The following is a 24,485-nucleotide window of genomic DNA, read 5'->3' as shown; positions in this document are numbered from 1 at the left end:
CCTATGACCTTAAATTTTCAAGATATCTCTGTGCGTGCAGCACTACAAATTATTGCGGGTTATAACGATTTTAACTTAGTAACCAGTGATTCAGTGACAGGTAATATAACACTGCGCTTAGATGGCGTACCGTGGGATCAAGCGCTTGACGTAGTATTGCGTATTAAAGGGCTAGACAAACGAATGGATGGCTCTATTTTAATGGTAGCGCCTGCAGAGGAGCTTGCGGCACGTGAAGCTAAGGATTTAAAAGCTAAACAGCAAGTTGAAGACTTAGAACCACTCTATAGTGAATACATTCGATTAAACTATGCTAAAGCCGAAAATTTTGCTGACTTATTAAAAACAGATAGGAACAGTATTATAACTGCCCGTGGTAGTGTATCGGTTGATCAGCGTACAAATACTTTATTAGTGAAAGATACTGTTAAGAGTATAGAAAACATTCGCCGGATGATAGAAACGCTTGATATTCCAGTGCAGCAGGTTGTAATCGAATCTCGAATGGTAACTGTGCGCGATAACGTTACTGAAGACTTAGGCGTACGCTGGGGCTTTAGTGATCAAGGCAGTAGTGTTGGTATTTCTGGCTCCCTTGAAGGCGCTGAAGGTATTTATAATGCGACATCAACTTCAAATGCGCCAAGTATTTCAGATCGATTAAATGTAAATTTACCAATTTCTAATCCTGCGGCCAGTATTGGTTTGCACATAGCAAAATTGGCTAACGGTACATTAATTGATTTAGAGCTAAGTGCGCTTGAAGAAGAGAATAAAGGCGAAATTATTGCTAGCCCGCGTATCATAGCGGCTAATCAGCAAAAAGCGCGAATAGAGCAAGGTACTGAAATCCCTTACACTGAGTCAGCTTCAAGTGGTGCTACTACTGTAAGCTTTAAAAAAGCGGTACTAAGCTTAGAAGTAACCCCTCATATCACACCTGATAATAAAGTAATTCTAGACTTAATTATTACTCAAGACACACGTGGTGATACTGTACAAACGGGAACAGGTGAAGCAGTGTCAATTGATACCCAAGAGATTCAAACTCAAGTGTTAGTTGAGAATGGACAAACCGTAGTACTCGGTGGTATTTTCCAGCAGCAGATCATTAATACTACGAGTAAAGTGCCAATTTTAGGTGACATTCCTTACGTAGGAAGACTATTTAAAACCACAAGTGAGTTTAATGAAAAGCGTGAATTACTTATTTTTGTGACACCAAAAATACAAATTGATTAAAATACAGTGGTTTTATGTTAACCAACGGGTGATTATTTAGATTAATTGCTCGTTATATGGCTTTTTATGCTAATTGACTTGAAATACCCCCGCAATTACTGAGATAATCCCCTCCTTAATTTTGGGGCCAGGTCGTTAGGCGGGGTTTTATTTCAAATTTTAGAGTTTGTTTGTACTAAAAGATATGGCTGAGAAACGTAATATATTTCTAGTTGGCCCCATGGGGGCTGGCAAAAGCACGATTGGTCGTCACATCGCTGACCAATTACACCTTGAATTTGTTGATTCTGATCAAGAAATCGAACGCCGCACAGGTGCAGATATTGCATGGGTATTCGATCTTGAAGGTGAAGAAGGCTTTAGACTTCGAGAAGAGTCTGTTATTGGCGATTTAACCGAGATGCAAGGTATTGTACTTGCTACCGGTGGTGGTTCAGTAATGAGCAAAGAAGTTCGAAACAAGCTTTCGGCTCGAGGTATTGTTGTATACCTAGAGACACCTATAGAAAAGCAAGTTGCACGCACGCAACGCGACAAGCGTCGCCCATTACTGCAAACTGAAGAAGCACCTCGTAACGTACTAGAGCGCTTAGCAGAAGAACGCGAGCCCCTATACAAAGAAGTTGCCGATTTTGTTGTACGTACCGATGAGCAAAGCGCTAAAGTTGTTGCTAACCAAATCATCGAGAAATTAGATTTTTAAAAACCAATAATAAGGAAATAACTAAGCATGCTTAAATTAACAGTTAATTTGGACGAGCGAAGTTATCCTATTTATATTGGGCAATCTGCACTTCAAGATAATGGCCGCCTGGTTCACCACATTGGTGATTGTCGGCCTATCATCATTACTAATGACACAATAGCGCCTTTATATTTACAAGCGTTACTTGACTCATTAGCAGATCAAAATCCGCTATCTTTTATTATTCCTGACGGTGAACAATATAAATCACTTGAATGGTTTGAAAAAATATCAGCATTTTTACTCCAAAATAACTGTGGCCGAGATACGTGCTTAATTGCGTTAGGTGGCGGTGTTATAGGTGATCTAACTGGTTTTGTAGCGGCGTGTTATCAGCGCGGCGTACCGTTTATTCAAATACCAACGACAGTGCTTTCACAGGTTGACTCATCGGTAGGTGGTAAAACGGCAGTAAATCATCCTTTAGGTAAAAATATGATAGGGGCATTTTATCAGCCTCAAGCGGTTTTTATTGATACACAAACATTACACACCCTACCAGCAAGAGAGTTTGCAGCAGGTATGGCTGAAGTAATTAAGTATGGTCTGATTTACGATACCGAATTATTTGCATACTTAGAGCGAAACGTAGCTAATTTGCAGCAACTAGATGAAACATGTTTACAGCATATTATTTTTAGATGTTGTGAAATAAAAGCACTTATAGTTGCGCAAGATGAAAAAGAGCATGGTTTACGTGCTTTATTAAACTTAGGTCATACATTTGCCCATGCAATTGAGGCAGAAATGGGCTACGGCGTTTGGTTACATGGCGAAGCTGTTGCAACAGGCATGGTATTAGCAGCTAAACTTGCCAAGACACGCCAAGATTTAAGCGCAAGTGAAGTTGATCGAATTATTAAGCTGCTTGAGCTATATAATTTACCAACAGAAATTCCAAAGCAAATGACTAGCGAGCAGTTCCTAACGCATATGCGTAAAGACAAAAAGAATAAAAGAGGCACTATACGCTTTATTCTACCTACCCAATTTGGCCAGTGTGCATTAGTTGATGATGTTTCTGATGACCAAGTTAGAGACTTAATCGAGCAGTAAATGCAGTCACAAATTTTACCAAGCCGTGCGGCTTTGGTGGATAGAATCGCACTGCAATTTGAGTACGGACAAAATTTAATAGTTTTACTTGGCACATCGGGGCTAGGTAAAAGTTATATGCTCGAAACCTTCATTACAGATAAATACAATGACTTTAATAAAGCGTTTGTGCAAGTAAGTGCACAAATGACTGACGCTCAGCTAATGAGCGATTTATTAGAGCAAAGCTTTAATTCCCCTTTGGTTGATCATAATTTAAGTTTACCTGAAAACTATTACCAGCTACTTGAGCAACAGCAGTGCGGACCTTGTTTATGGGTGCTTGATGGCGGTAGGCAACTATCTGAAGAGATACTAATTGAGCTTGAGCTGCTTTCTAAAAATAGCCCTAATACGTTGTATATCATAATTGCATCACAGTCTAAACTTGCTTTAAATGACGTTGTCGAAATTTACTTGGAGCCACTAACGCTTCGAGAAAGCAAGATGTTATTGCAGTGGTACTTTACTGATTTACCTTATGATGAAGACCCTGTTTTTAGTACTTTTTTAGCCGAGGCTCATGGTAACCCCAGTTTATTGCTTGCTTGGCAACCTAGCGAGCACATAGCCGATATTATCGTTAAAGATAAAGTATCTTGGCGATTACACTTATTGATTTTGATGTTGTTAATTATGCTTTTAATTATTGGTCTGCTTTATAAGTCTGATATGACGCAGTGGTGGCAACAATATTATCAGCAGGAAGAAACACAAGTCCTAAATACAGCAATATCTGTAGAGCAAGTAAGTGAGCCGGTTATAAAGCAAAATGACTCAGTAGTTACCTTAAATGACCCTGAAGGAGTTGAGCCAGATATTGAGCCAAAGAGCGTACACATTAATGATGTGCCTGCTATCATGCAAAGTCTTACCGAACCTGCAAATACAGTTAAGGTATTAGACAATGCTATTGATAATAGCGCTAAAAACAAAAGCAGTGAAGCAGGTGACGTTGTATCTAAAGCTCTAAAAGTAGAGAAAGTAAATACAGCAGAGCAAACTCAGATCAGCCAAGATAATATTTGGTACATGCAGCAAGCAGATACAAATAGTGTTATTCAATTATTAGCGGTAACTCAGCAGGAAGTTCGCGATAATTTCATTGCTCAATTCAATCTACAGCAGCAAGCACATTCTTACCAAACGAAGCGAAATAATCAAATATGGTGGGTTGTTACATTTGGCAGCTTTGAGAGTATAAACGAGGCAAAATCAGCAATGGATACTTTACCCCCTGGGGTTAGAAAAAATAAACCTTTCTATAAAAAAATTAGTAAAATAAAGCAAGAAATAGCAGTCGTTGATCAGTAAAACACACTGCTTTAGTGTAAAATCGCGCAACACCAGATTGAAGTAAAGAGCCAATGCAGCAAAAAAGTAGAGCCTTCCTTAAATGGGCCGGCGGAAAATACAGCCTAGTTGAAAACATTAATGCGCGATTAAACCAAGCTAGCAAGCATGCTGATACTTTGGTTGAACCTTTTGTTGGTGCAGGCTCTGTGTTTTTAAATAGTGACTTTAAGCACTATATCCTCAATGATATCAATGCAGACTTAATTAACTTATATAAAGAGCTTAAAAGCTCTCCAGATGAGCTTATTAGTGACGCTAAAAAGCTATTTGTTGATTTGAATAATCACGCAGATGCGTATTACGAATATCGTGTGCAGTTTAATCAAAGCCGTGATGTATACGAACGTTCAATCTTGTTTTTATACATGAACCGCCATGGTTACAACGGACTGTGTAGGTATAATTTAAAAGGCATTTTTAATGTGCCTTTTGGTAAGTATAAAAAGCCTTACTTTCCTGAAAAAGAAATGTATTTTTTTGCTGAAAAAGCACAAAAAGCAACGTTCACTTGTTTAGATTACGATGACGTTTTTAAGTTAGTGCCTAACAATGCTGTTATTTATTGCGACCCACCTTATGTACCATTAAGTAAAACGGCTTCTTTTACGTCTTACGCAAAAGGGGGGTTTAATTTAGATGATCAGGCTAACTTAGCTAATTTGGCAGAACAAGCCGCATTTGAAAATAACACGCCTGTGCTTATTTCAAACCACGATACCGTGTGGACGCGTAAAATTTATAGCCAAGCATCGCTTGAGCAAATTCAAGTAAAGCGCACTATTAGCCCCAAAGGTGGCTCTAGAAATAAAGTTGACGAGTTGATGGCTATGTATTTAGCACCCAAGCAACCACTGCGTAAATTGCGATAACAAAAGCAACAAATAGTACAATCGCAATTAAAATGATGGATAAAGGGGAATGTTGTTTAAAATCGACTTGGCGTTTATTTTCAGATTGAACACCAAAAAATGCAGCTAGCACACTTTGCAACGCGCTAAAAAATTGTAGCATTATTTAAAATAAAGGTTTTAAAGAAGGAGCGTTTTTAGAATCTTCAGAACTAGTAAGTAGTTCCAGTAAATCAAGGTAATGAAACTGAGCACTACGGCTATCGCCAGTTAACCACGAAAACCATGATGACTCTTCTTCAGCTTTAATACACGCAGTTAAAGTGTTTTGAGCACTTACCACTTGTGTATTATGACAATTACTCACTGAGCTTAATTCTTGCTCAGAGCTTGAACCAAAGCTAAACGCCCCGATAAGCAGTAATGCCGACGCAATTAATATCCCAATTTTAAAAGCACGCATGATGAAATCCAATAATTTGTTACTTTTTTAATCATAGCAAATACTGGTTAAATATCAAACTTAAAGTTACCTAAAATGGGGGCTATTACGCCATATTACTTGGGTAACATCTTCAATTAAGTTACATTAACGCAATACACTATTTATTGATGGAGTTAATCATGTTTAACCCAGAGCAAAAATATTTAATAGCCCCTTCTATTTTGTCTGCTGATTTTGCAAAGCTAGGCGAAGATGTTGATAAAGTTCTCGAAGCGGGTGCTGATGTGGTTCACTTTGATGTAATGGATAATCACTATGTACCTAATCTCACAATTGGTCCTATGGTGTGTAAAGCACTAAGAGATTACGGTATTACAGCACCTATCGACGTACATTTAATGGTTAAGCCTGTAGATAGCATAATACCTTTATTTGCTGAGGCTGGTGCTTCTATTATTACTTTTCATCCTGAAGCCAGCGAGCACGTCGATCGTACAATACAGTTAATTAAAGATCACGGCTGTAAAGCAGGATTAGTGTTTAACCCAGCAACAAGCCTAAGTTATTTAGACCATGTTATTGATAAGCTAGATACCATTTTACTAATGTCGGTAAATCCTGGGTTTGGCGGGCAAAGCTTTATCCCTCATACGCTTGAAAAATTACGCCAAGCCAAACAGCGTATTATTGAATCAGGCCGAGATATTCGCTTAGAGGTTGATGGTGGTATTAAAGTCGATAATATTGCAGCAGCGGCTCGAGCGGGTGCTGATATGTTTGTTGCAGGTTCAGCTATTTTTAATCAACCTGATTACAAAGTGGTGATTGATCAAATGCGTGAGCAGCTTGGAAGTGTTAAGTAATGAAGTACGATGTCGCCTTATTTGATTTAGATGGTACTTTGGTTGATAGCGTTTACGACTTGTATATCGCTATTAATTTAACCTTGAGCGATTTTGCTTTTCCTATTGTTAGTCAACGCTTGGTTGAAAGTTGGATTGGTAATGGGGTTGAAGTCCTTGTAAAACGCGCTTTGAGTGGCGATATGCAAGTGAGTGAAAATTTAGATGAGTCACTTAGTGGCAAAGCAATATTACAGTTCTATAAGTATTATGAACAGCAAGTTGGTGAGTATAGTGTTTTGTACCAACATGTAGAAACAGGGCTTGCAGCACTTCGCGGTATGCCTAAAGCATTAATCACTAATAAGTCTCGAATTTTTACAGAGAAACTACTCGAAAAATTGGCACTAACGAGTCATTTTGATGTGGTTGTATGCGGTGACGACATGGCAAAAAAACCATCGCCAGAACCATTGCTATTTGCCTGCAAAAAACTAAATGCGGAGCCTAATAAAGCAATAATGATAGGTGATTCTAAAAGCGATATACTTGCAGCTAAAGCCGCTAATATAGACGTAATCGCACTTAGTTATGGCTATAACCAAGGTGAAAGTCTTGAGGATTATAATCCGCAGTACCTATGCGATAACTTCTTAGATATAATACCTGTTCTAACGCAGCGTTAAATATTATTCATTAAGCAAAATAAAGGAAAATCATGAGTAAACCAGTAGTTTTAAGCGGCATTCAGCCAACCGGTGGTATGACAATAGGCAACTATGTTGGCGCTATTAACCAGTGGCTAAAGTTACAGGAAGACCACGAAAGTTTCTTTATGTTAGTAGACTTACACGCTATTACGGTTCGCCAAGAGCCTGAATTACTGCGCTCTCGAGTGTTAGATGGTATTGCTCTTTACGCGGCATGTGGCATTGATCCTGAAAAATCTGCGTTATTTGTACAATCGCAAGTACCTGAGCACGCACAATTAGCGTGGGTATTAAATTGTTACGCGCAAATGGGTGAGCTTAATCGAATGACTCAGTTTAAAGACAAGTCATCTAAGCACGCAAATAACGTAAACGTGGGCTTATTTTCATATCCGGTATTGCAAGCTGCAGATATTTTATTATACCAAGCTGATCAAGTACCAGTAGGGGATGATCAAAAGCAACACTTAGAGCTGACTCGCGATATAGCCACACGCTTTAATAATTTATATGGCGACGTATTTAAATTACCAGAGCCGTACATCCCTGAGTTTGGTGCACGCGTAATGAGCTTGCAAGATCCACTTAAAAAAATGTCTAAGTCTGACGAAAACCCAAATGGTTACATCATGTTATTAGATGAGCCTAAGCAAATTGTGAAAAAGCTTAAAAAAGCAGTAACTGATTCAGATGAACAAGCACGTATTTATTTTGATCGCACAGAAAAGCCTGGCGTATCAAACTTGCTTACTTTATTGAGTGTTGCAACTAAGCGCTCAATTGAAGACCTAGTTCCTGAGTATGAAGATAAAATGTATGGCCATTTAAAGAAAGATACAGCAGATGCAGTTGTAAATATGATTGAGCCAATTCAAGCACGCTTTAAAGAGATCAGAGAAGATCAAAACCTACTTGCTGGCATAATGAAGTCAGGTGCTGAAAAAGCAAGTGTACGCGCTGAGAAAACATTGAAATCGGTATACGATGCGCTTGGTTTTATTCCTCGCGGGTAAGTTTATTAAAATAAAAAAATGCCGCTTGTTAGCGGCATTTTTTATATAATACTGATTAGTATAATTATACTTTATATAGAAGCTGATTTTCTCGCCACTTTATAATTCTAGAGTACTTAACACAACCTTTACTTATGGTGAGTAAGTAAAACCTCTATTTATTTAATAGAGGTTTTAAGTAATGCCCAGTATGTGAACGCTCACATTCGGCCACTTCTTCTGGTGTACCTGCAATGAGTATTTCACCGCCGCCAGCTCCGCCTTCAGGTCCTAAATCAATAACCCAATCTGCTGTTTTAATAACATCGAGGTTGTGCTCAATAACCACAATGGTGTTACCGTGATCGCGCAGGCGATGTAATACAACAAGCAGCTGTTCAATATCAGCAAAGTGTAAGCCTGTTGTAGGCTCATCTAATATGTAGAGTGTTTTACCAGTATCACGCTTTGATAGCTCGCGTGCTAGTTTTACACGTTGCGCCTCACCACCTGAAAGCGTGGTAGCGGCTTGACCTAAGCGGACATATGATAAACCAACGTCCATTAAGGTTTTAAGCTTGCGTGCAATAGCCGGTATTTTGTCAAAATACTCATGCGCGTCTTCAACAGTCATCTCAAGTACTTGGTGTATGTTTTTACCTTTGTATTGGACTTCGAGCGTTTCGCGGTTATAGCGTTTGCTCTTACATACATCACACGGTACATACACATCAGGTAAAAAGTGCATTTCAACTTTAATTAAGCCGTCACCTTGGCACGCTTCACAGCGTCCGCCTTTAACGTTAAAGCTAAAGCGACCTACTTTGTAGCCACGTGAGCGCGCTTCTTGTGTGCCTGCAAATAACTCACGAATACCGGTAAATATACCTGTGTAGGTTGCCGGATTTGAACGAGGAGTACGACCAATTGGGCTTTGATCAATATCGATCACTTTATCAAAATGATCTAAACCGCTAATTGATTTATACGGTGCCGCTTCGGCAGTGGTTGCGCCATTTAGCTCTGTATGAGCAAGTTTAAATAAAGTATCGTTTATTAGCGTTGATTTACCTGAGCCCGATACACCTGTCACACATGTCATTAAACCAAATGGGATTTTTAAATCCACATTTTTAAGGTTATTACCCGTTGCGCCAAATAGCTCTAGCCATTTGTCGTTCGTTGGGTGACGCTCTTTTGGTATTTCTATTTTACGTACGCCTGATAAAAATTGGCCCGTAACAGACTCTTTGCTTGCTAAAATATCGTCGCGCGTACCTTGAGCAATAATATGCCCACCATGAACACCCGCACCTGGGCCAATATCAATAATATGATCTGCAGCACGAATAGCATCTTCATCGTGCTCTACCACAATAACGGTGTTACCTAAGTCGCGCAAATGGATCAATGTTTGTAATAAACGGTCGTTATCGCGTTGATGTAATCCAATAGATGGCTCATCTAGTACGTACATTACACCTACAAGACCGGCACCAATTTGACTGGCTAAGCGGATACGTTGAGCCTCACCACCTGATAATGTATCGGCGCTACGTTCAAGTGATAAATAATTTAGGCCAACGTTAATTAAAAACGATAAGCGGTCGCGAATTTCTTTTAATATTTTTTCAGCTATTTGGCCTTTTTGTCCGGTTAACTCTAAACCTTCAAAAAATTCCATGGCTTCACCAATACTCATGCATGTGATTGCAGGTAAGTTGGTTTGTCCAATAAATACATTTCGAGATTCTTCGCGTAAGCGCGAGNCATGACAGCTAGGACACGCTTGGCTTGTTTGGTATTTAGCAAGTTCTTCGCGTACAGAGTTTGACTCGGTCTCGCGGTAGCGGCGATTCATGTTGTTTAAAACGCCTTCAAACTCATGGTTACGCGTAATTAAATCGCCACGGTCGTTACGGTAATTAAACGCAATCTTAGTGCTACCAGAGCCATCTAAAATAATTTTTTTCGAGTCGCTGTCTAAATCTTGATAAGGCACGTCTAAATCAAAATTGTAATGATCTGCAACCGCTTGCAGCATTTGATAGTAATAAAAGCTGCGTTTATCCCAGCCTTTAATTGCACCGCCAGCAAGGCTTAACTCTGGGTTATGCACTACGCGATTAGGATCAAAATATTGGCGTATACCTAAGCCATCACAGGTTTGACAAGCACCAGCTGGGTTATTAAACGAAAACAAACGCGGCTCAAGTTCAGTCATTGCATAGCCACAAGTAGGGCAGGCAAAATTTGCTGAAAATAGAATCTCTTCAGCGCTGCTATCGTCCATGTATGCTACATGTGCAACACCATTAGACATTTCAAGTGCAGTTTCGAACGATTCTGCTAAGCGTTGTTGTAAGCCATCTTTTACTTTAAATCTGTCTACAACAACTTCTATTGTATGTTTTTTATGAAGCTCAAGCGTTGGTGGATCAGACAAGTCACATACTTCACCGTCTATACGGGCGCGAATGTAACCTTGGCTAGATAGCTGTTCTAATAACTTAACATGCTCACCTTTACGCTCTTTTACTATTGGCGCAAGCAGCATTAATTTACTGCCCTCAGGTAGAGCCAAAACAGTATCTACCATTTGGCTAACGGTTTGCGCAGCAAGTGGTAAATCATGTGTAGGACATCGTGGTTCGCCAACGCGGGCAAACATAAGTCGTAAGTAATCGTAAATTTCGGTAATAGTACCTACGGTTGAACGCGGGTTATGAGACGTTGACTTTTGCTCAATAGAAATGGCAGGAGAGAGGCCTTCGATGTGATCCACATCAGGCTTTTCCATGAGCGATAAAAATTGTCTTGCGTACGCAGAGAGTGATTCAACATATCGGCGTTGTCCTTCTGCATAAAGCGTATCAAATGCAAGTGATGACTTCCCCGAACCAGATAGACCCGTAATAACTATTAATTTATCACGTGGGATGGTTAGGCTGATGTCTTTTAAATTATGCGTACGGGCGCCTCGGACTTCAATGTTTTCCATGCTATCTCGTTTATTACCAAAATTATTTACTCAGTATCGCATAATACGAAGCAATATTAATCCTTGATCAATGAAAAATCCTTACTTATAGGCGATTAATTATTGCCAAGCTTATGGTAGAATCCCAACCTCAATTTTTCATAGAGTAAGATCACGCAGATAATGACCGCATCTTCACTTAATTCACGAGAAAAACGCGCCGCAGTATCGCTGGCGAGTGTGTTTGCATTTAGAATGCTCGGCTTGTTTATGCTGATGCCTGTATTGGCTATTTATGGACAATCGCTTGAAGGTTTTTCGCCTATTTGGATTGGTTTTGCCATTGGTGCGTATGGTTTAACGCAAGCCGTATTGCAAATACCTATGGGTCGATTATCCGATAAGATTGGTCGTAAAAAGGTTATTGTTGGTGGCTTAGTCGTATTTGCTATTGGCTCTGTAGTTGCTGCATTAGCTGACTCTATTCAAATGGTTACCGTAGGCCGCGCTCTACAAGGTATGGGCGCAATAGCCAGTGCACTACTCGCGTTTGCTTCAGATTTAAGCCGCGATGAGCAACGACCAAAGGTAATGGCCGTTATTGGTATGAGCATAGGAATGAGCTTTGCCTTTGCTATGCTACTTGGGCCAATTGTCGCAGCTTCGTGGGGTATTGCGGGTGTATTTTGGTTGACTGCTATTTTAGCTGTTTTTGGTATATTTATAGTGACTATGCTAGTGCCAAATGCGGTAAATAAAGCGCCCAAAGGCGATACATTAGCAAGCTTTAGCGACATTAAAAAACTAATTAAGCACCCTCAGTTAGCACGATTAAATGCAGGTGTATTGCTATTACACTTAACGCTAACCACAATATTTGTCGTACTGCCGAGTCAATTAATTAAAGATGGCTTAGTTGCCGACCACCACTGGTATTTGTATATTCCAGTGCTATTTTTAGCATTTTTATTAATGGTACCAATAATGATTGTGGCCATTAAAAAAGAGAAAGAAAAACAAGCATTTATTGGCTCAGTAGCCTTGTTAACTATTAGTATGCTAGCAATGTCGGTATGGGTTAATAGTGTAGTAGGCATTGCTGTGTGTATGCTGCTTTATTTTGTGGCGTTTAACTTTTTAGAAGCCACTATGCCTGCGCTTGTATCGCGAATAGCACCTGCAAGCCAAAAAGGTTCAGCAATGGGTGGCTACTCATCTAGTCAGTTTTTAGGCGCCTTTTTAGGCGGTATGTTAGGTGGTTATGTAGCACAAACTACAACGACGCAAGCTGTGTTTGCGGCAGCGGCACTTGTTGGGTTAATATGGCTTATTATTGCGTGGAAAATGCAAGTCCCACCCAAAAGTAAAGTTATTAGTTTAATGACCAAATTAGATTCTGAAGAGCATGCTCAAACACTTGCTTCTCAGTTAGTTGCTTTACCAGGTGTAATAGAAGCAACTGTGGTTCGCGATGAAAGTCGCAGCTATTTAAAGATTAATGATAAAGAATTTGACCTAGACCAAGCGCGTAAAGTAGCTGGTTTAATCTAACATTTATAGGAGATGGTTCCATGGCACGCGGTGTGAACAAAGTAATTTTGGTTGGTAATTTAGGGCAAGATCCTGAAGTTCGTTATATGCCTAACGGCAATGGTGTAGCAAATATTACCTTAGCAACTTCGGATAGCTATAAAGATAAAAACACTGGCCAAATGGTTGATAAAACTGAGTGGCATCGTGTTGTGTTCTTTGGCAAATTAGCTGAAATTGTTGGTGAATATTGTCGTAAAGGTTCACAAATTTATGTTGAAGGTAAACTTCAAACACGTAAGTGGACCGATCAACAAGGCCAAGAAAAATACACAACTGAAATTGTAGTTGACGGATTTACAGGTCAAATGCAAATGCTTGGCGCACGCGGTGGCGATCAGCAAAGCGGTGGTTATCAAGGTAATCAAGGCGGCCAACAAGGTGGTGGTTACCAAGGTAATCAGCCGCAAGGTGGCCAACAAAGTGGTGGTTACGGTCAAAATAACCAAGGTCAAGGCGCACAGCAAGGTGGCTATAATCCACAGCAACAAGCCGCACCAGCAGCACAACCAAAACCGGCTCCAGCACCACAGCAGCAAAGTAATCAATATCAGCCGCAAGGTGGTTATGCACCACAGCAAAAAAGTGCACCACAACAGCAAGGTGGCTTCGCTCCTAAACCGCAAAACGCCCCGCAAGGTGGTGCATCAAACCCAATGGAACCAACCATTGATTTTGACGACGATATCCCCTTTTGAGGAATACATAAGTAAAAATTGTAGATAAAAATCATTAAGGGCTTGTTTTTACAAGTCCTTTTTATTTTTTTGGAAAATATGTTGACAATAATTTCTCTAGGTACTATACATAAATAAAGTGTAGATAAAGAGGTGCTCAATGTCACAAATTCGAGATCTGATTTTTAGTAACGGCGAACGATATCCAATCTTAATGGGGGAAGGTGGATTACCCAATTTTTGGGTAACGTTATACGTTACTGAAAAGCTAAGAACATCACACACTCAATCGGCAATATCCAATTCACTTGGTCATCTGATTCATCTAAAACTATGGGAAAATATTAATGATAGAAATCTTGTCTCTGAGTTTGAGCAAGGCCACTTATTAAATGACGAGGATGTTTATTCCATACGGGACCATTGCACATTAGATACAAGGAGTTTAAAGAAGTGGCTAAAGACATCCGAGAAGAATGTCGTCAAGTTCGCAGCGGCATCAACAGCTAGCGTAACACCAATACAAAAAGTATCTAACGATCATGCTTCAAACCGAATGAGTCAGATCGCTTCCTATCTAGAGTTTTTAGCCAGAACAATTCTCAAAACGAAATTAATTGAAGAAGAGGTTTCAAATAATATTGAAGCCATGAAAAATTTACTGTTAGCGAATAAGCCTAAAGGCAGTAGTGGTAAAGGACTTACTGCGGATCCAAATACCAAGGCACCACCCCCTAAAGCGTTTGAAAGAATTTTAAGTATTGTTAAAGAGACTTCACCTGATAATCCATTCAAGGGCGAAGAAGTTAAATTTCGAAACGCAGTAATTTTTGAAGTAATGGAAGCTACAGGGATGCGGGCTGGAGAAATATTGGCCTTGCAGATTCAAGATATTGATTTTCAAAAAGGAAAAGTAGCTGTTGTTCGTAGGCATGATGCGATTGAAGATCCTCGCAAGAAACAGCCAGTGGCGAAAACTAACGAGCGTATAATTCCTGTTGCTAAAGCTATCACAGATAGGTTACGTGAATACATCATGGATAGAAGATCAAAAATACCTGAGGCTAGAAAGCACCCATATATATTTGTTACGCATAAACATGGTAAATATCACGGTAGCCCAATCTCCAATAGCACTTTTGTTAATAGAGTTCTAAAACCTGCGGTTGCAATCCATCCAGAACTGCTTGAAGAGATTACTCGTCATGGTTTTCGCCACAATTTTAACTACAAGCTCTCTAAGAAGATCGATGCGGTTAATAAGGCGGCTAAAGAAAATCCCAAAATTAACTCTATTAACGAAAAGAAAGAAATTCAGATCCGTAAAGAGCTGAATGGCTGGAGTTCAGATAAAACGGCTGAAACTTATAACCTGAGACACATTCGAGAAGAAGCTGATCGAGTTATGAAAGAGGATATGGATCACTGGACTAACCGAGCTAAGAAGGACAAGTAGTATGCAATTAAAGAAGAATAAGGCACTAGTAAGCCAACACACAACGAAAAGCGGTTATCCGTTTTATTTTTCGGATATTGAGTGGAGGCTAGATGGTTCAACAGTAATTAATTTCCAGCGATTAACCGCTCTTGAACCAGAAACAGAAGATGGTTTTAGAAAAGCTTTGTGCCGCTACGCTGAAGAACTCTCAGCTATGCATACTTTTAATATGTTTAACCGCTTCAATGCTTACATGAAGGCTACAAAAGAAGGCAAACTGTCATTACAAGGGTTAACAAATTATCGAGCGTCATTTGATTCAGATAGCGAGTATAAGCTAGGTGCACTCAAGGGGTTCTTGTTGGCTTGGCACGAGTGGGGATTCAATGGGGTCAGCAAGGAAATTGCAGATTATTTAGAAGAGTTAACTTTAAAAGGAAACCCAAAAGGTAATGCCGTAAAAGGTGCTTGCCCATATTCTGGCCCTCTAACGCATAATGAGCTTGGAGCTTTAATTGACTGGGCATCAAATGCCTTTACTCAAGGAACTCTTAATTTAAAAGAATATTGCTGTTTTATGGCGTTGGTTTTAACTGGTCGCAGATATGTTCAAATTCGCTCCTTACGCTCAGTTGATTTAGTTGTTAGAGAAGACTCAAATGGTAATGACTATGTTATCAATTGCCCTAGAGCAAAACAGCGTGATGTAGGCTTTAGAGAACAATTTACCCCACTGCCAATAAATGAAGATTTATATCTTCTACTTCATAATCAGCGTAACCAATCAATTCAATACGTTGAATCTTTCTTGGGAGTAAAGTTGTCGGCTTCCCAACGTGAGCAGATCCCAATTTTTATTGAGGAACCTAGAGTTCATCGGTTATCAAGTTTAGATGAATTAGAAACAAGACTTTCGCAAACGCCAGACTACTTACATATGGCTGCTGATTCAGCATATGAATTATTGCGAGGAGTAGCGATTAAAAACACAGCCTGCTCTGAACGAACAGGTGATTACATTAACTTCACAGCTTCACGTTTTAGATATACCAAAGGAACAAATCTAGCTCGAAGAGGGATTAGTGGTGTTGCATTAGCTGCTGCACTAGATCACACGGATACACAAAATATTGGTGTATATACAGAAAATACTGAAGAAACAGCAAAGCAAATTGATGAAGTAATGGCTCCTATGCTTGCGCCTTTAGCTCAAGCTTTTTCAGGGAATTTGATTGCATCAGAGCGTGATGCAGTTAGAGCAAATGACCCGAATAGCCGAGTCAAAAATGGCAAGTCTGACAACGTTGGTAGCTGCGGAACTTATGCTTTTTGTGCTTCTGGATATAGAGCTTGTTATACCTGTTCAAATTTTGAACCTTGGATTGAAGCGCCTCATGAAGAAGTTCTCAATGAGATCTTTGCGGAAAGAGAGAAGCAAAAAGAGTTAGGCATATCCAATAATGTTATTCAGTCTACAGATAGGCTTTTATTAGCAGTTCAACAAGTCATCGTGATGTGTAAGCAAGAGCAGTCAAAAGAGGAGTGTGCAAATGGCTGATATTATTCACTTTCAACCTAAGCATGAGATAAGCGCTAAGCAAAATTTAGACAGTTTTATCGAGCACTGCAAAAATACATTAACACTCTACGATGAGCAAGGCGGCTGGCAAAGTAACAACTGGCAACATAAGCAAAAAAATCGGTCAATAGCGATGACTTTTTCAAAGTATAGAGCAAAGTCAAATCCTGCGAATTTTGACCCTTTGGATGAACCTTTTTTGTCTTTTGCAAAAGCCTATATCCGCTATAACCAGAGTATCAAAGCGGTATCTAGCGTAACAAATAAAATGGTCGCATTACGTATGTTACATGACGCTCTTGTTGAAGTGCATGGTATTGCAAATGTACTGAAAACTGATGGACTGGTAATTGGTGAATTAGAGACTATCACTAAGCAAAGAGTTACTAATAAAGATCGAAGAAATAAGATTGGCTATCAGATTGAGATCTTATTGGAGTTCATTCGGAGTAAGCGAATTGTGCCTGCACTTCAATCGTGGGAGAACCCTTGGCCTAAGGTGGGTGCAAAAGCCGAAAGAACAGATGAAGACTCTCGTAAATGGCAAGATACTCGTTGCCCAAGTATGCACCAAATGCTTGCTTTAGCAGATAGCTTTGCGAATGCAGAAACTTTAGAGGATAAATATTGGTCTAGCGTTATCACATTGTTGATGTTTGCACCGGGGAGAGCTGGGGAACTATCAGAGCTAACCGTTGACTGTTTGCACCGAGGAGAAAATGGAGCGCTTGGAGTCAGGTGGTATGCTGAGAAAGGTTTTGGACATACGATCAAATGGGTTCCAGAAGCTTTAGAGCAAACGGTCATTGAAGCGCATAGCAGACTAATGGAGATTGGCAAGCCAGCTAGAGAAGCTGCGAAATACGCACATGACAATCCCAATGTGTTTATGCGCCATACAGGTTGCTGTACATCAGACGACTTTGCAGAAAACAAACCGCTAAATGCATATCAATTTGCACATGCAATGAGTTTTACAGAGCAGTCTATTACAAGCATGAAAGCTAAAACGAGTCAGTTCAGCAGCGTAACAGCATGGAATATGGTTGGTGGTAAAAACACAAAGTGGGTTCAAAAAATAATATCCTCAGGTGAGCCTACTTATGAAGATTTAGCGAGCTTTGTTGCTTCCGAGTATCAAACTCAAGACTGGCCTAATCTACCTTCTATTCAACGCCCAGTTTGGGAATCTTTAGTATTGATAAGAGATCGTGAGTTTCACAACGAATTTGACGTTAGAGAATTCTCATGGCGTTTGCCTAGTGTTAATGAGCTTAATACTCAATTAGCAATTCGAGACAAGTTAAAAAATCCACCTAAAACATTATTCCAACGTATGGGTTACAAGGATGAAGACGGCTCCGATATTCGCTTAACTTCACATCAGATCAGAGTTTGGCTATCAACCAATGCAGAGCGTGGTGGTATGGATGCATGGCAGCTTGCTAGATGGGCTGGGCGTGCTCGAATTAACGATAACCGTCATTATGATCTGCGCACACAAGATGAACGTGAGCAGCAAGCTAGAAGTATTCTTGAGTTTAATGAGAGACCAACAGCGTTAGAGGCTATTAAGATGAATTTGCCTGTTAGCTATAAGGATTTAGGGGTAAATCGTATCGGCATAGCAGATGTAACCGAGTATGGTATGTGTGTTCATGATTACGCTATGTCGCCATGTACGAAAGGTGGAGAGTGCATGACATGTAAAGAGCATGTTTGTATCAAAGGTATGCCAAAAACACTTGAACGAATTATACATCTAGAAAAAAAGGTCGAATCTCAATTCAATAAAGCGACAGAAGATGACGCAGATGGTGTTTTTGGTGCTGATAGATGGGTATCGCACTTGGGATGGAAATTGGCTCATATTCGCACACAGCGTGAGCGGCTCGAATCAGAAGATACGCCAGAGGGGGCAATATTGTGGATACCGCCTGAACATGATCCTAGTCCTGTAAAACGAGCACTTGAGCAAAACGATCTAGAAATCAACGCTAGTGATCAAGATCTTGTTGAAGAACCTGAAGTCGCAATGTTATTGGGGATCGAAAATGCCTAAAAAAATCATTACTGAAAAAACACTACCATTGGCATTACATGAACTCGATAAGTGGTCAGGAAAACTCACTTGGAATAGTTTTGCCGAGCAGCTTACCAAGGTGCTTGGGGAAAAGAATATTAGTAGGCATACACTGCTTTCCTATCCTGCTTTAGTTGAAGCTTTTAACGACAGAAAGCAAAGCCTTAAAGAAGCAAATAAAGACGAAGAAAAAGACATTACACTTGAGTTTGCTAAACAGCAAATAGCCACTCTTGAAGCTAAAGTGGAAAGGCTAGAAAAGCAAAACGAAAAATTGCTAGAGCAGTTTGTTCGTTGGCAACATAACGCATATATGATGCCCAATGTTGATATGAAATTATTAGACAGGCAACTTGATAAGCCTCTACCTGAGGTTGATAGACGATGACCAAAGGAAAAAATGGACAGCAGATTGCTCAAGAGAATATCAAATTGGTTCAGACTTGGATTGATGAACGTAATGCAGCTAGAGACTGGCACGAGTACGAGTACAGCGGCAAAATAAATCGTAGAGTATTAGCTGAAGAACTGGGTTTTGCAAAGTCTGTATGTACGCAGAATAAGGCTGTAAGAGCACTAATTGAGGAAGCTGATAGCTACTGGTTTCGCAAGATTGATGAAGATAAAAAGTCTCATGAAGCTGCACGAGAAAGAGCTGAAAAACAATCAGGTATGGCGGCAGTAAGCAACAATGCGCTGGCACAAAGAATTGCTGAGTTAGAGGCGGAAAACAGACAGCTACAACGTGAATTAACCAAATTCAAAAAACAGCAAGTGTTGGTTCAATCTGGCGCAGCAGGATTCAAGTTATGAGTGAAGTTGCCCACCTTCGTCAAATCATTCAAGTGAAGAAGCAGAGAGCCAATTCATACGCAACAGTTGATCTTATCAATACTGATGGTTCGATCAAAAAGCGAGATAAAACAACAGTTGTTAAGTTTCCAGAGCACGCCAAAGATACGGCTACAGCAGGTAGCTTATGGGAAGTCTCAGGTAAAGAACATCTTAATCATTTTACCATAAATGACTTTTCGTTAAGTGAATACACCATTGATGCGGCAAACATTAAATTTCTCAGGCCATCAGGAAGGATTTTATCTCGCTGGATAAGCAACAATATCAAAGGTATCGGTAGTGTTATTGCAAACCGACTTGTTCGACTTAAAAAACTAGCGCACCTTATTGAAACACAGGACACAGAAGCACTACTAAACATCGCTGGTATGACAGAAAACCGTGTAAAGGACTTAATAGAAAGTTGGCCTAGCGAGGCTCTTTTTAACACGATTAACTGGCTTGAAGAACAGAACTTACCATTAGGTTTTGGTGAAAAATTAGTGGCGATATTTGATGAAGAAGCGATAGATAAAGTTAAAGAGCACCCATTTCTGTTAGTAGCAATGGGAGCTTCTTTTGAGCAGGTGTCACAATTGGCGTTAAAGCTTGGCTTTACTTTGGAAGATGAGGTTGTTGTTGCTGGTATCGCCCAATATGCGGCAATTAATCATGCAAATAAAACAGGCTCAACGGTAATATCTAACGATGAGTTATACAGTGCATACGCTAAACTCATGAAGTCGAATGTTCCAACTAATGTTGGTGATATAGCGTGTGAACAGGGGCTGCTAGTTCAGGTCAATGGTGGTTATCAAGTTTACGGAAAAGCGTTAATGGAAGCTTCTGTTGCTCAGTTTCTTGTCGATGCACATCAAAGAGAAGCTGGTGATGGCTGCTTGCTAGCTGGTTGGGAAACTGCCCTTTCAAATGATTTAGTGCAAGCAGCATTAACTGATTATGAGAGAACTTTGGACTTTAACCTAACTGATGACCAGCGAGACGCTATTATTGGTGCCGTGTTATCTCCTGTGTGCGGTATATCAGGTGGTGCAGGTACTGGCAAAACAACCATACTTAAAGCCGTTTTAGGTGTTTATAATAGAGTTGCAGATGGTGTAGAGTGTTACCAAGTGGCATTAGCAGGCCGTGCAGCACAGCGTATGGCGGAAAGTACCCAAAGGCCAGCCAAAACCATTGCAAAGTTTATTGGTGAGCATCTAGGCGATAATAAGCCTGATTTACCTGAGCAAATAATATTAGTCATTGATGAATCATCAATGGTGGACCTTCTGTCTATGTATAGACTAGTTGGAATGTTGCCATATGCTGCTAGAGTCATTTTTGTTGGTGACACTGCTCAATTGCCGCCTGTAGGTAATGGTTTGGTATTTCACGCCCTAACTGATACTCAGATACCGTTTTTTAATTTAACGCAGGTTAAGCGGCAAAGCGAGGAAAGCGGGATACACAAGTTTTCGACATCTGTTAGAAATGGGTTGATTGAGCTTCCTGAGCTTAGCAAAAACACACTAAGGGAGGGTGGCGACTGCTCGATTGAAACAAGGCCGACCATCGAAAGGCTCATAGCACTTTGGCAAGAGTCTGGCGGTATTGAAAAAAGCATTGTTTTATCGCCTATTAGAAAAGGCGAATTTGGCGTAAATAACCTAAATGTGGAGCTGCAAGCATCAGTAGGCAATGACAGGCAAGCCATTTACTTTCAAGATTCATTAACAGGCTGGATTCCTTGGATTACATCAACGGGTTCAAGATTATTAAAAGGAGATCCTGTATTAGTCACCGCAAACAACTACGATGAAGATGCAGACCTCAGAAACGGTGACTTAGGGCTTATTGTTGAAGTGTTTGAACAACCTGATGATTATGGTGCTGTTGCTGTTATTGAAGTAAACAACGCCTTGATTAATGTTACTGCTGAGCTATTAGAAAAGCTGCACCTTGGATATGCAATTACTATCCACAAATCTCAAGGTTCACAATGGCCTAATTGTTTTGTCATGCTACCCAACGAAGCGGAAAAAATGATAGACCAAACATTGCTATACACCGCATCAACTCGTCCAAGTGAAAGGCTTGTGGTGATGGGAGATGAAAGTGTAATTGAAAAGGCAGTTAAGGTTGGTTCAAGGGCATTAAATCGAGCAACTTTTCTGAGAGAAAAGGTAAATTTAGCATTTGAGCTGATTTAGTCTGGAAAGGGGAATTCATTGGAAGTGCAAACTTTGTAACAGGTTTGTTTAATTTAACTGCTTAGTACATAAGATCAATGACATAATATTTTTAATTGGTTATATTTATCTCAATAAAAATATAAGACAAAAAAGATTATAAAGGGAACTGGTATGAAAAAGATTTTACCATTAGCAATAGGGATCAGCATTCTATTAACAGGCTGTAATTCAACGCCAAATTATCGAACAGTTTCAGAGTCTGAAATTCCTACATACGAGTCTAAATTATCATCCAGTGAAGCATTGGTCTTTAAGACTAACTGGAAGCAGCCAACAAACAAAAAAGAACCGTGTGAACTAAGAATGGAGGGGTATGCTCCAGTTTCTCAGCAAAGTAGCTCTTATGCAATTACTTGGGACGGGGAATGTAAAAATGGTAAAGCATATGGGCTAGGTCGGATGGTCGCCAACAGGGGCGCTGTTGAAAACTATGAAATAGGCTACGTTAAAGATGGTATATCAGAGCAATATTACTATAGGGGAGTTAAAGGCACTAACAATATTCAGTTTGGGCAGTACATAAGAGAAGATAATAAGCCTGTAAAATCACAAGACAATTACGCTTCAATTAAAAGTGATGGCGAGATTGATTATGTGTTCGCATCGATTGAAACTGATAAGACTACTGGAATAGCACTAGGCTCAAATTATAGAAAGTATAGTAACGGAACGGCAACGCAAACAGGCTATTTTGGTAATGGTTATTTCTTCGGAAATAGACAAAATTTCGATACTAGCTCAACTAACACTGCAAACCAATGGGGCTTCTTTAATACAAACACTGATAAGCCAGATAATTATGTTGTTCTTAAGAACAATCAAGGAACTTGGCATCAGCTTTTCGAATATGGCTCAGCGAAAGAAACTGTTCAGTTACCAGAGAAGTATTTAAATACTTTAATGAGAGTAACAGAAGAAGCTACTCAAGCTACTAATAAAGTTAGGCAAAGCGGTCAGTATGCTCTAGCTATGAAAAAGAAATATGATGAGCAAAAAGTGGCATCTACTACAAATACAAGAGATGAGCCACAACCTGACGCTTCTAAAGGAATTTCAACTGGCACAGGTTTCTTTATTTCTAATGATGGTTATGTGCTTACCAATAGTCACGTAATAGAAGGTTCATCAAACATTTCAATCATTCTAAATGGTAAATCTGTATCGGCTACTCTAGTTGATTATGACCCTAGCAATGATATCGCCTTACTGAAAGTAGATAAGGCAGTTGAAGGTTTACCGATTGAGCTTAAAAACAAAACAAAGCAAGGAACCGCAATCGCTATTTTAGGTTATCCAAATATAGGCTTACAAGGCAACGAACAAAAAGCGACATTTGGGTATGTTAATGCCAATTCTGGCATCCAAGGTGATACTCGGTATTTTCAAATTGATTCCCCTATACAGCCCGGAAACTCAGGTAGTCCGATGGTAAATAATCAAGGTGTTGTCATTGGAATTGCTTCAGCATCGTTAAATCAATCAGCAGCTATTAAAGCTACGGGAACATTGGCTCAAAATGTAAATTATGCCGTTAAAATAGCTTATGCATTGCCAATGCTGATAAATCACGGTGTAGACTATATTGAACCAGTCAAGCCAAAAGCCTTAGAAAAAACAGAGCTGATAGAGAATATTTCTAATAGTGTAGTGCTTGTTGTGGCAGAGTGATGTAGGTCATGTAATGGTTTTAGCCCCCAAATTAATTAAGCGGATTGACTATAAAGCATCAGTAGAGTGTGGGTATACTAATTTACTTCACTCTTCCGTTTATATTAGTCAATTAAATGACCATATAAACGGTACGTGTGAACTAGCAATGCATGAAATCAAATCCAAAGTAGATTTCTTAGCTGGTTGCATGACTATTACACTCGACCACCCAATAAATGAACTTGAATTTCTAAGAGTACGCCTTTGTGAAGGTCAAAACTTTACTAATGTTGATGATTTATCTTACATAAAGAAAACCTCTTGCACGTTTCCAAAGGCGGGTAGGTTAAATCTTACAGGTCAAGCGATGTTTTATGCTTCTGTAGCCCTTAAACAAGATGATACGGCATTAAGAGTTGTATTATCTGAGGCTCAAGCGAAACAGCTTGATCACCTAAATGTACTGCGATCTCATCAAGTGAGTAAAACTGACTTATATCTAAGAATCATAGGTATATGGGATCAAGTAAGACGAAATGAGAAACCGTATTATTTAAACCAAGATACATTTGACTATTTCACTGAGGCGAGAAAGTATATGGTTCAAAAGTTTGAGCCTAGATTGCTTTTAGCCTATGAGTTAACAGATCGTTTCTTTGCTGATATTTTATCTAGAGGAGGCAGTGAGAGGTTATACCAAGTAACATCAGCCCTAAGCAACGTGTTTTTGAGTGGTAAAAGCGATGGTGTTTTATACTCTTCTGTAAAAGCAAAAGGAGAGCCTGTTGTAGCTTTAACTCCCAAAGCTGTTGATGATAAATTAGAGCATCAATTAGCCACTGAAGTCTTGGTTGAAAAGTCATTTGGTTATGACTTTTACCAATTTAAAACGCTGGCTAAAACATCTTATATTGATAAGATGTCAGGTAAATTAGAGTGGTAATGAGCTTAACTAAGACTTTCTATAGCCAAGCTTAAAATGTAGATTATACGAAGTTTAAAGCCCTATAAATGCGGTTAATCTACAAATTGTGATTGAAATGTATATAATGATTTTTAAAATACTCCTTGATATTATGTTTTAAAAGGAATTTCAACTCACTCACTCACCCATATATGGAGTT

The 24,485-nt window shown here is 39.6% G+C and carries 21 protein-coding genes; 18 read left to right on the top strand and 3 right to left on the bottom strand.

Annotated features, from left to right (window positions below; translation table 11 throughout):
• The 5 genes from L655_RS0123740 to L655_RS0123720 all read left to right on the top strand — a co-directional run.
• The coding region (locus tag L655_RS0123740; RefSeq protein ID WP_029752386.1) for a type IV pilus secretin PilQ family protein at nt 1-1,242 on the top strand (1,242 nt) is incomplete at its 5' end.
• 184 nt (nt 1,243-1,426) lie between these two features.
• Nucleotides 1,427-1,945, top strand: a complete 519-nt coding sequence (gene aroK / locus L655_RS0123735) for a shikimate kinase AroK (RefSeq protein WP_004589350.1) — start codon at nt 1,427-1,429, stop codon at nt 1,943-1,945.
• A 27-nt stretch (nt 1,946-1,972) separates the two neighbouring features.
• Nucleotides 1,973-3,043 carry a 3-dehydroquinate synthase gene (gene aroB, locus L655_RS0123730; protein ID WP_024596026.1) on the top strand — a complete coding sequence of 357 codons (1,071 nt, stop codon included), beginning with the start codon at nt 1,973-1,975 and terminating at the stop codon, nt 3,041-3,043.
• A complete protein-coding gene (locus L655_RS0123725) occupies nt 3,044-4,396 on the top strand; it encodes an AAA family ATPase (RefSeq protein WP_024606488.1) in 1,353 nt (450 codons plus the stop codon).
• A 53-nt stretch (nt 4,397-4,449) separates the two neighbouring features.
• The gene (locus L655_RS0123720) at nt 4,450-5,307 is read left to right on the top strand and encodes a Dam family site-specific DNA-(adenine-N6)-methyltransferase (protein WP_002958383.1); all 858 of its coding nucleotides are present in this window, start codon (nt 4,450-4,452) and stop codon (nt 5,305-5,307) included.
• On the opposite strand, the gene L655_RS1000000126885 is transcribed toward L655_RS0123720, so the two are convergent.
• Both L655_RS1000000126885 and L655_RS0123715 read right to left on the bottom strand, forming a co-directional pair.
• On the bottom strand, nt 5,264-5,449 hold the full coding sequence (locus L655_RS1000000126885; RefSeq protein WP_002958384.1) for a DUF2970 domain-containing protein: 186 nt from the start codon (nt 5,447-5,449) through the stop codon (nt 5,264-5,266). The genes L655_RS0123720 and L655_RS1000000126885 overlap by 44 nt on opposite strands.
• Nucleotides 5,450-5,452: 3 nt before the next feature.
• Nucleotides 5,453-5,749 (bottom strand): hypothetical protein, encoded by a 297-nt coding sequence (locus L655_RS0123715; RefSeq protein WP_002958385.1) that lies wholly within the window; start codon nt 5,747-5,749, stop codon nt 5,453-5,455.
• A 161-nt stretch (nt 5,750-5,910) separates the two neighbouring features.
• On the opposite strand from L655_RS0123715, the gene rpe reads away from it, so the two are divergent.
• From rpe to trpS, 3 genes are read left to right on the top strand one after another with little or no spacing between them, the layout of a single operon-like run.
• Entirely contained in the window at nt 5,911-6,594 is a 684-nt protein-coding gene (gene rpe / locus L655_RS0123710; RefSeq protein ID WP_002958386.1) for a ribulose-phosphate 3-epimerase, read from the top strand.
• Complete coding sequence (locus L655_RS0123705; protein ID WP_024606487.1) at nt 6,594-7,259, top strand: phosphoglycolate phosphatase; 666 nt, start codon at nt 6,594-6,596, stop codon at nt 7,257-7,259. The genes rpe and L655_RS0123705 overlap by 1 nt, the downstream gene beginning before the upstream one ends.
• A 32-nt stretch (nt 7,260-7,291) precedes the next feature.
• Nucleotides 7,292-8,296, top strand: coding sequence for a tryptophan--tRNA ligase (gene trpS, locus L655_RS0123700; protein ID WP_024606486.1), 1,005 nt, complete (start codon nt 7,292-7,294; stop codon nt 8,294-8,296).
• Between the two features lie 154 nt (nt 8,297-8,450).
• Here trpS and uvrA read toward each other — a convergent pair whose 3' ends face one another.
• Nucleotides 8,451-11,276, bottom strand: a complete 2,826-nt coding sequence (uvrA, locus tag L655_RS0123695) for an excinuclease ABC subunit UvrA (RefSeq protein WP_024606485.1) — start codon at nt 11,274-11,276, stop codon at nt 8,451-8,453.
• A 162-nt stretch (nt 11,277-11,438) separates the two neighbouring features.
• Here uvrA and L655_RS0123690 point away from each other — a divergent pair, with 162 nt between their 5' ends.
• From L655_RS0123690 to L655_RS0123645, 10 genes are all read left to right on the top strand, one after another.
• On the top strand, nt 11,439-12,806 hold the full coding sequence (locus L655_RS0123690) for an MFS transporter (RefSeq protein ID WP_010553785.1): 1,368 nt from the start codon (nt 11,439-11,441) through the stop codon (nt 12,804-12,806).
• 20 nt (nt 12,807-12,826) lie between these two features.
• Nucleotides 12,827-13,543, top strand: coding sequence for a single-stranded DNA-binding protein (gene ssb, locus L655_RS0123685; RefSeq protein WP_024598062.1), 717 nt, complete (start codon nt 12,827-12,829; stop codon nt 13,541-13,543).
• Between the two features lie 139 nt (nt 13,544-13,682).
• Nucleotides 13,683-14,978, top strand: a complete 1,296-nt coding sequence (locus L655_RS0123680; protein ID WP_024606484.1) for a site-specific integrase — start codon at nt 13,683-13,685, stop codon at nt 14,976-14,978.
• A gap of 1 nt (nt 14,979) precedes the next feature.
• Entirely contained in the window at nt 14,980-16,518 is a 1,539-nt protein-coding gene (locus L655_RS0123675) for a site-specific integrase (protein ID WP_024606483.1), read from the top strand.
• Entirely contained in the window at nt 16,511-18,601 is a 2,091-nt protein-coding gene (locus tag L655_RS0123670; protein ID WP_024606482.1) for a hypothetical protein, read from the top strand. Before L655_RS0123675 ends, L655_RS0123670 begins: the two co-directional genes overlap by 8 nt.
• The gene (locus L655_RS0123665) at nt 18,594-19,010 is read left to right on the top strand and encodes a hypothetical protein (protein ID WP_024606481.1); all 417 of its coding nucleotides are present in this window, start codon (nt 18,594-18,596) and stop codon (nt 19,008-19,010) included. The genes L655_RS0123670 and L655_RS0123665 overlap by 8 nt, the downstream gene beginning before the upstream one ends.
• On the top strand, nt 19,007-19,435 hold the full coding sequence (locus tag L655_RS0123660) for a hypothetical protein (protein ID WP_024606480.1): 429 nt from the start codon (nt 19,007-19,009) through the stop codon (nt 19,433-19,435). The genes L655_RS0123665 and L655_RS0123660 overlap by 4 nt, the downstream gene beginning before the upstream one ends.
• Nucleotides 19,432-21,669, top strand: coding sequence for an AAA family ATPase (locus L655_RS0123655; RefSeq protein ID WP_024606479.1), 2,238 nt, complete (start codon nt 19,432-19,434; stop codon nt 21,667-21,669). The genes L655_RS0123660 and L655_RS0123655 overlap by 4 nt, the downstream gene beginning before the upstream one ends.
• Before the next feature lie 153 nt (nt 21,670-21,822).
• Entirely contained in the window at nt 21,823-23,379 is a 1,557-nt protein-coding gene (locus L655_RS1000000126375; RefSeq protein WP_024606478.1) for a serine protease, read from the top strand.
• 13 nt (nt 23,380-23,392) lie between these two features.
• Nucleotides 23,393-24,304, top strand: coding sequence for a hypothetical protein (locus L655_RS0123645; RefSeq protein WP_024606477.1), 912 nt, complete (start codon nt 23,393-23,395; stop codon nt 24,302-24,304).
• Nucleotides 24,305-24,485: the final 181 nt, after the last annotated feature.

It is taken from the genome of Pseudoalteromonas sp. TAE79 (genome assembly GCF_000498015.1).
Lineage (GTDB): Bacteria > Pseudomonadota > Gammaproteobacteria > Enterobacterales > Alteromonadaceae > Pseudoalteromonas.
This window is presented reverse-complemented; position numbering and strand designations above follow the sequence as displayed.

Excerpts from the sequence above, each read along its gene's own strand:
- aroK (WP_004589350.1), top strand. The coding sequence starts at position 1,427 with ATGGCTGAGAAACGTAATATATTTCTAGTTGGCCCCATGGGGGCTGGC.
- aroB (WP_024596026.1), top strand. The coding sequence starts at position 1,973 with ATGCTTAAATTAACAGTTAATTTGGACGAGCGAAGTTATCCTATTTAT.
- L655_RS0123725 (WP_024606488.1), top strand. The coding sequence starts at position 3,044 with ATGCAGTCACAAATTTTACCAAGCCGTGCGGCTTTGGTGGATAGAATC.
- L655_RS0123720 (WP_002958383.1), top strand. The coding sequence starts at position 4,450 with ATGCAGCAAAAAAGTAGAGCCTTCCTTAAATGGGCCGGCGGAAAATAC.
- L655_RS1000000126885 (WP_002958384.1), bottom strand. The coding sequence starts at position 5,449 with ATGCTACAATTTTTTAGCGCGTTGCAAAGTGTGCTAGCTGCATTTTTT.
- L655_RS0123715 (WP_002958385.1), bottom strand. The coding sequence starts at position 5,749 with ATGCGTGCTTTTAAAATTGGGATATTAATTGCGTCGGCATTACTGCTT.
- rpe (WP_002958386.1), top strand. The coding sequence starts at position 5,911 with ATGTTTAACCCAGAGCAAAAATATTTAATAGCCCCTTCTATTTTGTCT.
- L655_RS0123705 (WP_024606487.1), top strand. The coding sequence starts at position 6,594 with ATGAAGTACGATGTCGCCTTATTTGATTTAGATGGTACTTTGGTTGAT.
- trpS (WP_024606486.1), top strand. The coding sequence starts at position 7,292 with ATGAGTAAACCAGTAGTTTTAAGCGGCATTCAGCCAACCGGTGGTATG.
- L655_RS0123690 (WP_010553785.1), top strand. The coding sequence starts at position 11,439 with ATGACCGCATCTTCACTTAATTCACGAGAAAAACGCGCCGCAGTATCG.
- ssb (WP_024598062.1), top strand. The coding sequence starts at position 12,827 with ATGGCACGCGGTGTGAACAAAGTAATTTTGGTTGGTAATTTAGGGCAA.
- L655_RS0123680 (WP_024606484.1), top strand. The coding sequence starts at position 13,683 with ATGTCACAAATTCGAGATCTGATTTTTAGTAACGGCGAACGATATCCA.
- L655_RS0123675 (WP_024606483.1), top strand. The coding sequence starts at position 14,980 with ATGCAATTAAAGAAGAATAAGGCACTAGTAAGCCAACACACAACGAAA.
- L655_RS0123670 (WP_024606482.1), top strand. The coding sequence starts at position 16,511 with ATGGCTGATATTATTCACTTTCAACCTAAGCATGAGATAAGCGCTAAG.
- L655_RS0123665 (WP_024606481.1), top strand. The coding sequence starts at position 18,594 with ATGCCTAAAAAAATCATTACTGAAAAAACACTACCATTGGCATTACAT.
- L655_RS0123660 (WP_024606480.1), top strand. The coding sequence starts at position 19,007 with ATGACCAAAGGAAAAAATGGACAGCAGATTGCTCAAGAGAATATCAAA.
- L655_RS0123655 (WP_024606479.1), top strand. The coding sequence starts at position 19,432 with ATGAGTGAAGTTGCCCACCTTCGTCAAATCATTCAAGTGAAGAAGCAG.
- L655_RS1000000126375 (WP_024606478.1), top strand. The coding sequence starts at position 21,823 with ATGAAAAAGATTTTACCATTAGCAATAGGGATCAGCATTCTATTAACA.
- L655_RS0123645 (WP_024606477.1), top strand. The coding sequence starts at position 23,393 with ATGGTTTTAGCCCCCAAATTAATTAAGCGGATTGACTATAAAGCATCA.